The following is a 13,889-nucleotide window of genomic DNA, read 5'->3' on the forward strand; positions in this document are numbered from 1 at the left end:
TGCTGATGCAAAACGCCCATGATAGCGGATGCGCTTACGCCATGAAATGTTGCACCAGCACATTCAGTGCGCCGCCGCCGAGAATCAGCCAGATAAACATCAGCAGACCAAGCAGCAGCGGTTTGACGCCCGCCTGCTTCAGCGCGCCGAAACGGGTGGTTAAGCCCAGCGCCGCCATCGCCATCGCCAGCAGCAGATTCGCCAGCTGATTCAGTCCCGACACCACCGGCGGTGGCAGCAGGTGCAGCGAGTTAAACAGCGCCACCACAATAAACAACAGGGCAAACCACGGAAAGCGGATCGGCTGCTGTGCCTGACGCTGGTGGCTGCGCTGGCGCTGCAGCCAGCTGCCGAGGATCAGCAGAAACGGTGCCAGCATCATCACCCGCAGCATCTTGGCGATGACTGCCGTGTTCTCCGTTTCCGCGCCCATCGCATGGCCGGCCGCCACTACCTGCGCCACTTCGTGCAGCGTCGAGCCGGTAAAGACGCCAAAGTGCTGCGCGCTGACCTGCGGCAGCAGCGTCCAGAGAAACGGGTACAGCACAATGCCGACGGTGCCAAACAGCACCACGGTGGCCACCGCGACCGCCACTTTCGACGGTGCGGCTTTGATCACCGGTTCACTTGCCAGCACCGCTGCCGCACCGCAAATGCTGCTGCCGGCACCAATCAGCCACACGGTTTCGCGATCCATTTTCAGTAAACGGATGCCGATCAGGCAGGTGATCAGAAAGGTTGAGCTCAGCACCAGCACATCAATCAGCACGCCGCTGACGCCGACATCGGCGATCTGCTGCACGGTGATGCGGAAGCCGTAAAGAATGATGCCGAGGCGCAGCAGTCGCTGTTTGGCCAGCAGCACACCACTGTCGCACGGGGTCGCAACGCGGGGATACAGGCTATTACCCAGCACGATGCCGATAATGATAGCCAGCGTCAGCGCGCCGAATCCCGCGCCAGCCAGCCACGGCTGATTGGCCAGCCACGCGGCACCTGCGGCGATGGCGGCGGTCAGCAGCAGTCCCGGCAGCCAGCGATGAACATGAAAAGGGGTTTTGTTGACGCTTAGTTCAGCCATAATACGCTTCTCCTCAGTGAGGCTTTAGCGTGCGCCTGGCTGGCTTAAAAGTGAAATTGATAATATATTTATAATCAACCGGAATAAGTGATAAGGAAGGGCAACAATGTTCATGCGCTTGCGCCGCTGGGCGAAGCTCATCAAACGGGACGTGCTGACGCTGTGGTTTGCCTGTCGCGATCCGCGTACGCCGTGGTGGTTTAAGCTGCTGGCGTTTGGCATCGTCGCTTATGCGCTCAGCCCCATCGATCTGATTCCGGACTTCATCCCGATTATTGGCCTGCTGGATGACGCGATTATCATCCCGCTCGGCGTGATGATCCTGCTGCGTCTGCTGCCGCGCGACGTGCGCATCAGCAGCGCCGAACGCGCCGAGGTGCAGCGGGCGTGCGGCAAAAAGATCGTCAGCTGGAGCGGCCTGATTCTGATGCTGCTGATCTGGCTGGCGGTGGTGATCTATCTGGTGAAGCGGTACGCCATGTAAGGAGCACGCATGCACATTACGCTGCGTCAGATTGAAGTGTTTACCGAGGTGCTGAAAACCGGCTCCACCACTCAGGCCTCGCAGGTGCTGGCGCTGTCGCAGTCGGCGGTCAGCGCGGCTCTGGCCGATCTGGAAAGTCAGCTCGGTGTACAGCTGTTCGACCGCGTCGGTAAACGGCTGGTGCTCAACGAGCACGGCCGGCTGCTCTATCCGCGTGCGGTCGGGCTGCTGGAGCAGGCGATTGAGATCGAACAGCTGTTTAAAGAGGACAACGGAGCGATTCGCCTGTTTGCCAGCAGCACCATCGGCAACTATCTGCTGCCGGGGATGATCGCCGCGTATCGTCGCGATTTTCCCACGCTGCCGCTGGAGCTGAGCGTCGGCAACAGCCAGGACGCCATCAATGCGGTGGCCGATTTTCGCGTCGACATTGGCCTGATTGAAGGGCCGTGCCATGAGCCGGATATCATCAGCGAACCGTGGCTGGAAGATGAACTGGTGGTGTTCGCCGCGCCGGATGCGCCGCTGTTACGGCAGCCGGTGACGCTGGAGACGCTGGCCGCTGCGCCGTGGATCCTGCGCGAGCGCGGTTCCGGTACGCGTGAGATTGTCGATTACCTGCTGCTGTCGCACCTGCCGCAGTTTCAGCTGGGGATGGAGTTGGGCAACTCAGAGGCGATTAAACACGCGGTGCGCCACGGCATGGGCATCAGCTGCTTATCGCGCCGGGTGATTACCGATCTGCTTGAGGCGGGCACGCTGACGGAAGTGCCGGTGCCCCTGCCGCGCCTGACGCGCACCCTGTATCGCATCCATCACCGGCAGAAACATCTGTCGAAAGCGCTGAGCCGCTTCCTCGCCTATTGCCGGGAATAGCTGCGGTGTGCCCTGTGCTGTGGCTAATAATTCCCGGCCGATTATGAAGGTAACTAATAACCCGAGGCGAATGCTATACAGTGCAGGCTTTGCTGCTACAATCGCGCCTTATTTTTATCCAGCATAGCGTTTACACATGCATAATGACTCAAAAACAACACAACAACCTGGGCTGCGCCGTGAATTAAAAGCGCGCCATCTCACCATGATCGCCATTGGCGGTTCTATCGGCACCGGCCTGTTTGTCGCCTCGGGTGCCACTATCTCTCAGGCGGGTCCTGGCGGTGCGTTACTCTCCTACGCGCTGATCGGCCTGATGGTCTACTTCCTGATGACCAGCCTCGGCGAACTGGCGGCGTTCATGCCGGTCTCCGGTTCCTTCGCCACCTACGGCGCCAAATATGTCGAAGAGGGCTTTGGCTTCGCGCTGGGCTGGAACTACTGGTACAACTGGGCGGTGACCATCGCCGTTGACCTCGTCGCCTCACAGCTGGTGATGAACTACTGGTTCCCGGACACGCCGGGCTGGATCTGGAGCGCGCTGTTCCTCGGTCTGATGTTCCTGCTCAACTATATTTCGGTCAAAGGCTTCGGCGAGGCGGAATACTGGTTCTCACTGATCAAAGTCGCCACCGTCATCATCTTTATTGTGGTCGGTGTGCTGATGATTACCGGCATCCTGCGCGGCGCGGAAAATGCAGGCTGGCACAACTGGACGGTGGGAGATGCGCCGTTTGCCGGCGGGTTTGCGGCGATGATTGGCGTGGCGATGATTGTCGGCTTCTCCTTCCAGGGCACCGAACTGATCGGGATTGCCGCCGGTGAATCAGAAGATCCGGCGAAGAATATCCCGCGCGCGGTGCGCCAGGTGTTCTGGCGTATTCTGCTGTTCTATGTGTTCGCGATCCTGATCATCAGCCTGATTCTGCCGTATACCGATCCGCAGCTGTTGCATAACGATGTCACCGATATCAGCGTCAGCCCGTTCACGCTGGTGTTCCAGAATGCCGGTCTGCTGTCCGCGGCGGCGGTGATGAACGCGGTGATCCTGACGGCGGTGCTGTCGGCGGGTAACTCCGGCATGTACGCCTCAACGCGTATGCTGTTTAACCTGGCGCAGGAAGGCAAGGCACCGCGCATTTTTGCGAAGCTGTCGAAAGGCGGCGTACCGCGCAATGCCCTGCTGGCGACCACGGTGGTGGCAGCGCTGTGCTTCCTGACCTCGAAATTTGGCAATCAGGAAGTGTACCTGTGGCTGCTGAATACGTCAGGGATGACCGGCTTTATCGCCTGGCTCGGCATTGCTATCAGCCATTATCGCTTCCGCCGCGGCTATGTGGCACAGGGGCTGAATCTGGCCGATCTGCCTTACCGCTCCGGCTTCTTCCCGCTGGGTCCGATGTTTGCGTTCGCGCTGTGTCTGGTCATTACGCTGGGGCAGAATTATCAGGCATTCCTCGCCGATCGCATCGACTGGTACGGCGTAGCCGCAACCTATATCGGCATTCCGCTGTTCCTGGTGATCTGGCTGGGCTATAAGCTGACGCGCGGCACCCGCTTCGTGAAATACAGCGAGATGGAATTCCCTTCCTTTAAGCAGTAATGCCTGACAACGCGGCCTGGTGGCGTTTTTGCGCGATGAATCGCGCCGCTACAAACCGGTGCAACCCTCTGTAGCGGCGCAATTTATTGCGCTGGCAAACAGGCAGCATTGCCTGACAACGCGGCCCCGGCCGCGTTTTTTTGCGATTTATTACGCTATGCAAACCTGGCGCAAACCATTCGGGCTTTGTTACAGAGACAGCATTGATAATTATTATCACCTGCTCTATTGTGGCAGCCGTTATAAGGCGACAGGAAACAGGTAGAACAATGCGTAGTACGGACTCCGCGCTGGTGGCGGAACATGGCACCGAAGCCGATACCCTGACCCGTTATCGTCAGGTTCTGCGTCAGCGACTGCTGCTGATTGGTGTGCTGGTGCTGGCGATCCTCGCTTCAGTTATCCTCGATTTCACCCTTGGCCCGGCCGGCCTGACTCTCGACACGCTGTGGCAAACGCTGCTCCATCCCGCAGCGGTGGATGCTGGCACGCGCGTGATCGTCTGGGACATCCGTCTGCCGTATGCGCTGATGGCGGTGGTGGTCGGCTTCTCACTCGGCCTCGCCGGTGCTGAAATGCAGACCATCCTCAATAACCCGCTGGCCAGCCCGTTTACGCTCGGCGTCTCGTCGGCAGCGGCGTTTGGTGCCGCGCTGGCAATCATTCTCGGCATTGGTATTCCCGGCGTGCCGGACCAGTGGCTGATCTCCGCCAATGCCTTTGTCTTCGCCTTGTTTGCCGCGCTGATGCTGGATGGCATCACGCGCTGGACCAAAGTCTCAACTTCCGGCGTGGTGCTGTTTGGCATCGCGCTGGTATTCACCTTTAACGCCCTGGTTTCGATGATGCAGTTCATCGCCAGCGAAGATACGCTGCAGGGCCTGGTGTTCTGGACCATGGGCAGTCTGGCGCGTGCCTCATGGGAAAAACTGGGCGTGCTGAGCGCCGCCTTTGCCATCCTGCTGCCGTTCTCGATGCTCAGCAGCTGGAAACTCACGGCGCTGCGCCTTGGTGAAGATCGCGCGGTGAGCTTCGGCATTGATGTGCGGCGTCTGCGGCTGGCGACGCTGTTGCGCATCAGCATTCTCTCAGCGCTGGCGGTGGCATTCGTCGGCCCAATCGGCTTTATTGGCCTGGTCGCGCCGCACATTGCGCGCATGATGTTTGGTGAAGATCACCGCTACTATCTGCCGGCCAGTGCGCTGACCGGCGCGCTGGTGCTGTCGCTGGCGTCGGTGGCCTCGAAAAACCTCATTCCCGGCGTTATCATTCCGGTCGGCATCGTCACCTCGCTGGTGGGCGTGCCGTTCTTTCTCAGCATTATTCTGCGGCATCGGGGGACAGTGTGATGGAGCAGGGCTTACGCGTCAGCCACTTTTACGCCGGTTACCCGAAGCGGAACGTCATCGAGGATCTCAATGTCACGCAGCTGCCACGCGGCAAAATCACTGTGCTGCTGGGCCCCAACGGCTGCGGCAAATCGACGCTGCTGCGCGCGCTGGCCGGTCTGAGCAAAGGGCAGGGCGAGCTGTGGCTCAACGGTGAAGAGCTGATGAGCCAGCCGTTTGCCCGGCGCGCGCAGCGCGTGGTCTATCTGCCGCAGACGCTGCCAGCCGGCGTGCATCTGCACGTGCTGGAGTCGATCATCGTGGCGCAGCGTGCCTCCGGTGGATTACACAGCGCCGCCAGTGAAGCGGAGATCATGCACCTGCTGGAACAGCTGGGCATTGCCCATCTGGCGATGCGTTATCTTGATCAGCTGTCCGGTGGCCAGAAGCAGCTGGTCGGGCTGGCGCAGTCGCTGATTCGCCGTCCGGAACTGCTGCTGCTGGATGAACCGCTCAGCGCGCTGGATTTGAATTATCAGTTCCACGTGATGGATTTGGTGCGGCGCGAAACCCGGCTGCGCAACATGGTGACGGTGGTGGTGGTGCATGACATCAACATCGCGCTGCGTCATGCCGACCACGCGCTGATGCTGAAGCAGGGGCAACTGCTGGCCGACGGTGTGCCGTCGCAGGTGATTACGCCGGAGACGCTGGCGCAGGTGTATGGCGTGCGCGGCCGCATTGAGCACTGCTCACAGGGCATGCCGCAGGTAATGATTGATGGGCTGGTAGCGGAGTCGCTGGCCTGACGCCAGACACGTTCTGCCCCTCAGCATCAGAGGGGCAGAGAAGTGCACTACGCCAGTAAATGCTGCGCGTGGAACCGCAGATGGTCCTCCACGAAGCTGGCGATAAAGAAGTAGCTGTGGTCATAACCCGGCTGGATTCGCAGCTCCAGCGGGAAGTTCTGCTCGCGCGCCACCGCTTCCAGCCGCTCCGGGCGCAGCTGATCGGCGAGGAACTGATCGCTATCGCCCTGATCGATCAGCACCGGCAGGCGATGTTCAGCGTTCTGCATCAGCAGGCAGCTATCCCACTCGCGCCACGTCTGGCGATCGTCGCCCAGATAGGCGGCAAAGGCTTTCTGTCCCCACGGCACTTCGGTCGGGTTGACGATTGGCGCAAACGCGGACGCCGACGCAAAGCGCCCGCCGAGGCGCAGCGCCAGCACCAGCGCGCCGTGGCCGCCCATCGAATGTCCCATTACCGACTGGCGATCGCTCAGCTTGAAGTTATCCGCCACCAGTGCCGGCAGCTCCTCGCTGAGATAATCGAACATACGATAATGTGCCGCCCACGGTTGCTGCGTGGCGTTGAGATAAAACCCGGCACCCTGGCCCAGATCGTACCCGCTGTCATTGGCCACTGCATCGCCGCGCGGGCTGGTGTCCGGCATAATCAGCACCAGACCGAGTTCGGCCGCCACGCGCTGCGCACCGGCTTTGGTGGTGAAGTTCTCATCATTGCAGGTCAGCCCGGCGAGAAACCACACCACCGGCGGTGGCGCGTCGTCGCGCGGCGGTGGCAGAAAAATGCTGAACGTCATCGGGCAGTTGAGCACGGCGGATTGATGACGCCAGCGCTGCTGCCAGCCGCCAAAAATACGGTGTTCTTCCAGCAGCTCCAGAGTGGATGCCATGTCGCCTCCTGCTTATTTATTAAAATGCACCACGGAACGGATCGATTTGCCTTCATGCATCAGCTCAAATGCCTCGTTGATCTCTTCCAGCGGCATGGTGTGGGTGATGAAATCATTCAGCGCAAACTTACCGTCGAGGTAATCCTGCACGATGCCCGGCAGCTGAGTGCGTCCTTTCACGCCGCCAAACGCCGACCCGCGCCATACGCGTCCGGTGACCAGCTGGAACGGCCGGGTAGAAATCTCTTCGCCGGCACCGGCAACGCCGATAATCACTGATTCGCCCCAGCCTTTATGGCAGCACTCCAGCGCGGAACGCATCACGTTGACGTTACCGATACACTCAAACGAGAAGTCCACGCCGCCGTCGGTCATCTCAACGATAACCTCCTGAATTGGCTTAGCAAAATCTTTCGGATTAACCAGGTCGGTTGCGCCCAGTTTGCGCGCCAGGTCAAACTTGCTGGTATTGATATCAATACCGATGATGCGACCGGCCTTCGCCATTTTCGCCCCAATGATCGCCGACAGGCCAATACCGCCGAGGCCGAAAATCGCCACGGTGTCGCCTTCTTTCACTTTGGCGGTATTCATCACCGCGCCCATGCCGGTGGTCACGCCACAGCCGAGCAGGCACACTTCTTCCAGCGGCGCTTCTTTGCTGATTTTCGCCAGGGAGATTTCCGGTACGACGGTGTACTCAGAGAAGGTCGAGGTGCCCATGTAATGGAAGATTGGCTTGCCGTCTTTGAAGAAGCGGGTGGTGCCGTCGGGCATCAGCCCTTTGCCCTGCGTGGTGCGGATTGCCTGACACAGGTTGGTTTTGCCGGAGAGACAGAATTTACACTTGCCGCACTCTGGCGTGTACAGCGGGATCACGTGATCGCCGACCGCCACGCTGGTAACGCCTTCGCCCACCGCTTCAACCACGCCGCCACCTTCGTGACCGAGGATCGCCGGGAATACGCCTTCCGGATCTTTACCTGACAGGGTGTAAGCATCGGTATGGCACACGCCGGTGGCAACGATGCGCACCAGCACTTCCCCTTTCTGTGGCGGCATCAGATCCACTTCTTCAATCTTCAGCGGTTCGCCAGCAGCCCAGGCCACGGCCGCGCGGGTTTTAATCATGTTCATGCAATCCCTCTTCCTGTGATGTCGTGATTGGATAAAAAATAACGCTTACTCAGCGGCCTGCAGCGGATGCAGCAGTTCATCGTTGAGCGGGCGGTCATCAAACATTTCAATAATCAGATACTTCAGCGCCTCAACGTTGGGCGTAAAGGCGTCGCGGCGCCACATCAGCCAGGTGGCCGTGTCGCGCCAGGTCGGCGGCAGGCTGTGCTGCTGCACGCGCGCGCGGGCCGGCATCTGCGCCAGCACCGAGGCGGGAATCATTGCCACGCCGCCGCCGCCGGCTACGCAGGCGACCATGGCGTGATAAGACTGAATCTCCATAACGCTGTGCGGTGCGCTCTGGCTGTCGCGATACCAGGACTCCAGCCGGGTGCGGTACGAGCAGCTGTTGCCAAAGGCAAACAGCGTATCGCCCTGCGTATCGCGGGCGCTGTGAATTGGCGCATGTTCGAGGCTGGTGATTAGCACCATCTCTTCACGAAAGGCGATGCAGCCATTCAGATCGTCATGACTGGCCGGACCGTCCACCAGCGCCGCCGCCAGCGTGCCGGCGCGCACTTTATCGATGATATCACCTGAGGTGCCGGTCACCAGCGACAGCGCGACGTTGGGGAAGCGCTGATGATAGGCGGCCAGCAATCCCGGCAGGCGGGTGGCGGCGGTGCTCTCCATCGAACCGAAGGCAAAGTTACCACCGGGTTCACCGGCGCGCGCCATGTTCAGCGCCTCGTCGCTCAATGCCAGAATACGCTGCGCATAATTGAGGAAATTGTGGCCCATCGGCGACAAACGAATGCGCTGCTTCTCACGAATAAACAGATCGACGCCGATTTCTTCTTCCAGCTGTCGCAGTCGCGTGGTGAGATTAGACGGCACGCGATGCAGCATTTCGGCGGCGCGCGCCAGTGAGCCGGTTTCGGCCACGGAACAGAACATGCGGAGCTGTACTAAATCCATATTCTCTTCTCGTAAACAACTTGGTTAATATTATTCACTTTTCGTGAGTCTAAACGTCATGCATGCTGCTGACAAGTGATAATCCAATCGATCCGGAGTCAGAATGGCGTGGCGAGTCGCGCTTAGCGCGTTTTTAAGTTTAGTGGTTGCAATGGGGATTGGGCGATTTGCGTTTACCCCGCAGGTGCCGCTGATGATTCACGACGGTCAGCTCACGCTTGCCAGCGCCAGCCTGGTCGCGGCGCTGAACTATCTCGGTTATCTGGCCGGATCGTTTGACGCGATGCGCGCGCAGCGGCACGTGGAGTGGCGGCTGCAGCTGGGCGTCTGGGGTGCCGTCGCGCTGACGTTGCTGTCCGCCTGTATCAGCGGGCCGTGGCTGCATGCGGTGGTGCGTTTCCTGATCGGCGTCGCCAGCGGCTGGGCAATGGTGCTGGTGGCAGCATGGAGCAATGAGCAACTGCTGCATCACGGCCGGCCGGGCCTGTCGGCAGCGGTATTTGCCGGTCCCGGCACCGGCATCTTCATCAGCGGCATGCTGGCGGTACTGCTGCACGCCAGCGGCGTGAGTGCGGCGTTTGCCTGGGCGGCGTACGGTGTGCTGGCGCTGCTGCTGATTGCCGCGATTGCGCGCTTCCTGCCGCGCAGCGGACAGCTGCATCGTCCGCAACAGGCCGCCGAGCCGCTGCTACTGACGCGTGATCTTAAGCGTCTGATCCTCAGCTACAGCCTCGCCGGCTTTGGCTATATTCTGCCCGCTACCTTCCTGTCGCAAATGGCGGCGGCGCGCTTCCCTGATAGCGCTTTTGCGCAGTTTGTCTGGCCGGTATTTGGCGGCGCGGCGGTGATCGGCATCGTGCTGGGGATCGTGACGCGCCACTGGGGCAGCAGCCATCGGCGGCTGGCGCTGGTGCTGTGGGCGCAGGCGCTGGGCGTGATCGCGGCCATTGTACTGCCGGGCATCAACGGTCTGCTGCTGGCGGCGCTGCTGATTGGCGGCGGCTTTCTCTGCGTAGTGCAGCTGTCGCTGCAGTACAGCCGGGAGCTGGCGCCGCACCACGCGCGCTATCTCGCCGGCCTGCTCACGACCGGTTATGCCATCGGACAGCTCGGTGGGCCGCTGCTGTCCTGGATTTCCAGCCTGCTGTGGCACCGGCTCGATCCGGCGCTGTGGGTGGCCGGCGGCGGTTTGCTGCTGGCGGGGGCGCTGGTGATGCGGCGATCGTCCACCTGAAACGCTTTCACTTCCAATCGGATTGATTGCTGGATTAAGCGCGCGTTGTGTTTCACAATACGCGCTCAGAATTTCCCCCGCAGGCGCAGACCTGCGGGCGCATCACCTGCCGGAGAAGAGTACGATGAGCACCTTAAGTCAGGAAGCCGCCCTGGTTCACGAAGCACTGCTGGCGCGTGGCCTGGAAACGCCATTACGCGCCCCGGTGCGCGATATGGACGACGCGTCACGCAAGCGCGAGATCGCCGGCCACATGACCCAGATTATGCAGCTGCTGAATCTGGACCTGGAAGACGACAGCCTGATGGAGACGCCGCACCGCATCGCCAAGATGTACGTTGACGAAATCTTTTCAGGTCTGGATTACGCCAACTTCCCGAAAATCACCGTCATCGAAAACAAGATGAAGGTGGACGAAATGGTCACCGTGCGTGATATCACCCTGACCAGCACCTGTGAACACCACTTCGTGATCATCGACGGCAAAGCCACCGTGGCCTATATTCCTAAAGACAAGGTGATTGGCCTGTCGAAGATCAACCGTATCGTACAGTTCTTCGCCCAGCGTCCGCAGGTGCAGGAGCGTTTAACCCAGCAGGTGCTGGTGGCGCTGCAAACCCTGCTGGGCACCAATAACGTGGCGGTGTCGATCGATGCGGTGCACTACTGCGTGAAAGCGCGCGGCGTCAAAGATGCGACCAGCGCGACCACCACCACTTCACTCGGCGGATTGTTCAAATCGAGCCAGAACACGCGTCAGGAGTTCCTGCGCGCGGTACGCCACAGCTAAGCAGCGCGGGCGGCGTCGTTGTCGCCCGTGTTCCTCTCACCGTCAGGGCACTCGATGCAACGCTATCTCGCGCTGGATTTCATTCGTGGTTTCGCCATTCTCGGCATATTGCTGCTGAATATCGTCGGCTTTGGTCTGCCCTCGGCGGCCTATCTCAATCCGGCCTGGCAAGGTGAAGCCTCCGTTTCTGATGCCTGGACCTGGGCAATCATGGATGGCCTGGCGCAGCTAAAATTCCTGACGCTGTTTGCGCTGCTGTTTGGTGCCGGGCTGGCCCTGCAGGTGCCGCGCGGCAGTCGCTGGATCTCCTCGCGCTTAACGCTGCTGGTCTTCATCGGGTTCATCCATGGGGTGTTCCTGTGGGAAGGCGACATCCTGCTGGATTATGGCCTGATTGGGTTGATTGTCTGGCGCATGCTGCGTGACGTGCCGTCGGAGCGGGCGCTATTACATACCGGCGTGCTGCTCTATCTGGTGGGCTGTGCCGTGCTGCTGGTGTTTGGCGTCATCTCCAGTCCGCAGCCGACGCGTTCGTGGCTGCCGGGCGCGGCAGATCTGGAGTATGAGAGCTACTGGAAACTGGTCGGCGGCTGGGAAGCGGTGCAGAATCGCCTCGAACACCTGTCATCCGGCCTGATGGCGCTGGCTTCGCAGTATGGCTGGCAACTGGCCGGGCTGATGCTGATCGGTGCCGCGCTGATGCGCAGCGGCTGGCTGAGCGGCCAGTTTAGTCTGCAACACTACCGACGCGCGGCGGCGCTGTTACTGACCATCGGCTGGCTGATTGCCATACCCGGCGTGCTGGCGCAGTGGCTGCTGCAGTGGGAATTTCGCTGGAGCGGCTTTTTCCTGCAGGTGCCACGCGATCTCGCCAGTCCGTTTATCAGCCTTGGCTACGCTGCGCTCTGCCTCGGTTACTGGCCGGCCATCGCCGCCACGCGGTTCAGTTACGCCATTCAGTGCGTCGGACGCATGGCGCTGAGCAATTATCTGTTGCAGACGCTGATCTGCACCACGCTGTTCTACCGCTTCGATCTGTTCCTCAAATTTGACCGCCTGCAACTACTGGCTTTTGTACCGGCTATCTGGCTGGTCAATATTCTGTTCTCCGTGCTGTGGCTGCGCGTCTTCCCGCAGGGACCGATGGAGTGGATCTGGCGCCGGCTGACGCAGCTCGCCGCTGGAAAAGCGGACAACGCGTCCGCCGGCAGATAATGATGTTCATCACAAAGGTTGCATAATTGTATGTAACCGTTTTCATCCGTGTGACGTAATTCACGCAGCTGTTTCCGATGCCCTGACAGAATAGCGCCGTTACGCGCCAGTCGCGCATTTTCTCCTCTGTGGAACAACTGCATGATAACGATTCGTGATGTCGCCCGTCAGGCCGGGGTTTCCGTTGCCACCGTGTCGCGGGTGCTCAATAACAGCAGTGCAGTCACCTCTGATACCCGCGAAGCCGTGCTGCAGGCGGTTGAATCGCTCGGCTACCGGCCGAATGCCAACGCGCAGGCGCTGGCTACCCAGGTGAGCGATACCATCGGCGTGGTGGTCATGGACGTTTCCGATCCCTTCTTTGGTGCGCTGGTTAAAGCGGTGGATACCGTGGCGCAGCGCATGCACAAGCACGTGCTCATCAGCAATTCGTGGCATCAGGAAGAGAAAGAACGCCATGCCATTGAGGTGCTGATTCGCCAGCGCTGCAACGCGCTGGTGGTGCACGCGAAAACGCTTACAGACGCGGAGCTGGCCCGGTTTATGGACCAGGTCCCCGGTATGGTCCTGATTAATCGTACTATTCCGGGATATGAGCACCGCTGTGTCTGCCTTGATAATGTTACCGGGGCGCAGGTAGCGACGCGCATGCTGTTACAGCAGGGCCATCAGCGCATTGGTTACCTCAGCTCCAGCCATCCGATTGAGGACGTGGCGCAGCGCCGCGACGGCTGGCTGCAGGCGCTGGCGGAGCAGGGCATCCGCCCGCCGGAGGGCTGGATTGCGCATGCCGAACCGGACATGCAGGGCGGTGAAGCCGCGATGGTGGAACTGCTGGGGCGCAATCTGCACCTCACTGCGGTGTTCTCCTATAACGATGGCATGGCGGCCGGTGCGCTCACCGCGCTGAAAGATAACGGTATTCAGGTGCCGCAGCATTTCTCTGTCATCGGCTTCGATGACATCCCCATTTCCCGTTACACCGACCCGCAACTAACCACGGTGCGCTATCCCATTGTTTCTATGGCGAAACTGGCGACTGAGCTGGCCCTGCAGGGCGCAGCAGGCACGCTCGATCCGCACGCCGCGCACTGCTTCATGCCTACGCTGGTGCGGCGCCATTCGGTGGCGCAGCGGCAAATTGTGGAGTCGGTCACTAATTCAGGCGATAGCGCCGTGTAACCGTTTCCAATCTGTGATTGTATTCACAGTTAATTAACATGGCGCTCACTATGATGGCAGCGTCTTACCGGACTGAAACATTATGTAACGCCGGGCTTTCCTTCCCCGGTCTGGTTTCAGTAGCCGATTGAAATGGTTCACAACACACTTCAGGAAGCGTTTACCTACAGGGAAGTCAGGATAGCGATGGTGGTCCGGCTTGGTAGCAGCGCCTGCCCCATAAAAAATAGCGTTTCAACCGACTGCGCTGTCTGCCCGCAGGCAATACGGCGCGATGAAATACCCTGCATAAAAAAACCGGAG

At 60.2% G+C, this 13,889-nt stretch carries 13 protein-coding genes; 9 read left to right on the forward strand and 4 right to left on the reverse strand.

Going from position 1 to position 13,889, the window contains the following annotated elements; genetic code table 11:
- Window positions 1-34: 34 nt before the first annotated feature.
- The gene (locus tag F3J36_RS10980) at window positions 35-1,081 is read right to left on the reverse strand and encodes a YeiH family putative sulfate export transporter (RefSeq protein WP_166719681.1); all 1,047 of its coding nucleotides are present in this window, start codon (window positions 1,079-1,081) and stop codon (window positions 35-37) included.
- Between the two features lie 106 nt (window positions 1,082-1,187).
- Between F3J36_RS10980 and F3J36_RS10985 the strand changes: the two genes are divergently transcribed.
- The 5 genes from F3J36_RS10985 to F3J36_RS11005 all read left to right on the forward strand — a co-directional run bounded on the left by F3J36_RS10985 (window position 1,188) and on the right by F3J36_RS11005 (window position 6,181).
- A complete protein-coding gene (locus tag F3J36_RS10985; RefSeq protein ID WP_166719682.1) occupies window positions 1,188-1,565 on the forward strand; it encodes a YkvA family protein in 378 nt (125 codons plus the stop codon).
- A gap of 9 nt (window positions 1,566-1,574) precedes the next feature.
- Window positions 1,575-2,441: a DNA-binding transcriptional regulator YeiE gene (yieE, locus tag F3J36_RS10990; protein ID WP_166719683.1), complete on the forward strand. Its 867-nt coding sequence runs from the start codon at window positions 1,575-1,577 to the stop codon at window positions 2,439-2,441.
- Between the two features lie 136 nt (window positions 2,442-2,577).
- The gene (locus F3J36_RS10995; RefSeq protein WP_058775785.1) at window positions 2,578-4,044 is read left to right on the forward strand and encodes an amino acid permease; all 1,467 of its coding nucleotides are present in this window, start codon (window positions 2,578-2,580) and stop codon (window positions 4,042-4,044) included.
- 269 nt (window positions 4,045-4,313) lie between these two features.
- Window positions 4,314-5,393, forward strand: coding sequence for an iron ABC transporter permease (locus F3J36_RS11000; protein ID WP_058757255.1), 1,080 nt, complete (start codon window positions 4,314-4,316; stop codon window positions 5,391-5,393).
- Window positions 5,393-6,181: an ABC transporter ATP-binding protein gene (locus tag F3J36_RS11005; RefSeq protein WP_141495207.1), complete on the forward strand. Its 789-nt coding sequence runs from the start codon at window positions 5,393-5,395 to the stop codon at window positions 6,179-6,181. Before F3J36_RS11000 ends, F3J36_RS11005 begins: the two co-directional genes overlap by 1 nt.
- Window positions 6,182-6,228: 47 nt before the next feature.
- On the opposite strand, the gene fghA is transcribed toward F3J36_RS11005, so the two are convergent.
- Genes fghA through F3J36_RS11020 form a run of 3 tightly spaced genes read right to left on the reverse strand, consistent with a single transcriptional unit; the run spans window position 6,229 to window position 9,165 of the window.
- On the reverse strand, window positions 6,229-7,071 hold the full coding sequence (gene fghA, locus F3J36_RS11010) for an S-formylglutathione hydrolase (RefSeq protein ID WP_021509275.1): 843 nt from the start codon (window positions 7,069-7,071) through the stop codon (window positions 6,229-6,231).
- 12 nt (window positions 7,072-7,083) lie between these two features.
- Window positions 7,084-8,208, reverse strand: a complete 1,125-nt coding sequence (locus tag F3J36_RS11015; RefSeq protein WP_021509276.1) for an S-(hydroxymethyl)glutathione dehydrogenase/class III alcohol dehydrogenase — start codon at window positions 8,206-8,208, stop codon at window positions 7,084-7,086.
- A gap of 45 nt (window positions 8,209-8,253) precedes the next feature.
- Window positions 8,254-9,165 (reverse strand): LysR family transcriptional regulator, encoded by a 912-nt coding sequence (locus tag F3J36_RS11020; protein ID WP_058757258.1) that lies wholly within the window; start codon window positions 9,163-9,165, stop codon window positions 8,254-8,256.
- Between the two features lie 103 nt (window positions 9,166-9,268).
- Here F3J36_RS11020 and F3J36_RS11025 point away from each other — a divergent pair, with 103 nt between their 5' ends.
- The 4 genes from F3J36_RS11025 to galS all read left to right on the forward strand — a co-directional run bounded on the left by F3J36_RS11025 (window position 9,269) and on the right by galS (window position 13,586).
- Complete coding sequence (locus F3J36_RS11025) at window positions 9,269-10,399, forward strand: YbfB/YjiJ family MFS transporter (RefSeq protein WP_166719684.1); 1,131 nt, start codon at window positions 9,269-9,271, stop codon at window positions 10,397-10,399.
- Window positions 10,400-10,523: 124 nt separating this feature from the next.
- On the forward strand, window positions 10,524-11,189 hold the full coding sequence (folE, locus tag F3J36_RS11030; RefSeq protein WP_021509279.1) for a GTP cyclohydrolase I FolE: 666 nt from the start codon (window positions 10,524-10,526) through the stop codon (window positions 11,187-11,189).
- A 54-nt stretch (window positions 11,190-11,243) separates the two neighbouring features.
- Window positions 11,244-12,404, forward strand: a complete 1,161-nt coding sequence (yeiB, locus tag F3J36_RS11035; RefSeq protein WP_166719685.1) for a DUF418 domain-containing protein YeiB — start codon at window positions 11,244-11,246, stop codon at window positions 12,402-12,404.
- A gap of 141 nt (window positions 12,405-12,545) precedes the next feature.
- Window positions 12,546-13,586: an HTH-type transcriptional regulator GalS gene (gene galS, locus F3J36_RS11040; RefSeq protein WP_021509281.1), complete on the forward strand. Its 1,041-nt coding sequence runs from the start codon at window positions 12,546-12,548 to the stop codon at window positions 13,584-13,586.
- The last annotated feature ends 303 nt before the right edge of the window (window positions 13,587-13,889 follow it).

The sequence above is a fragment of the Pantoea sp. Cy-640 genome (assembly GCF_011752635.1).
GTDB lineage: Bacteria > Pseudomonadota > Gammaproteobacteria > Enterobacterales > Enterobacteriaceae > Pantoea > Pantoea dispersa.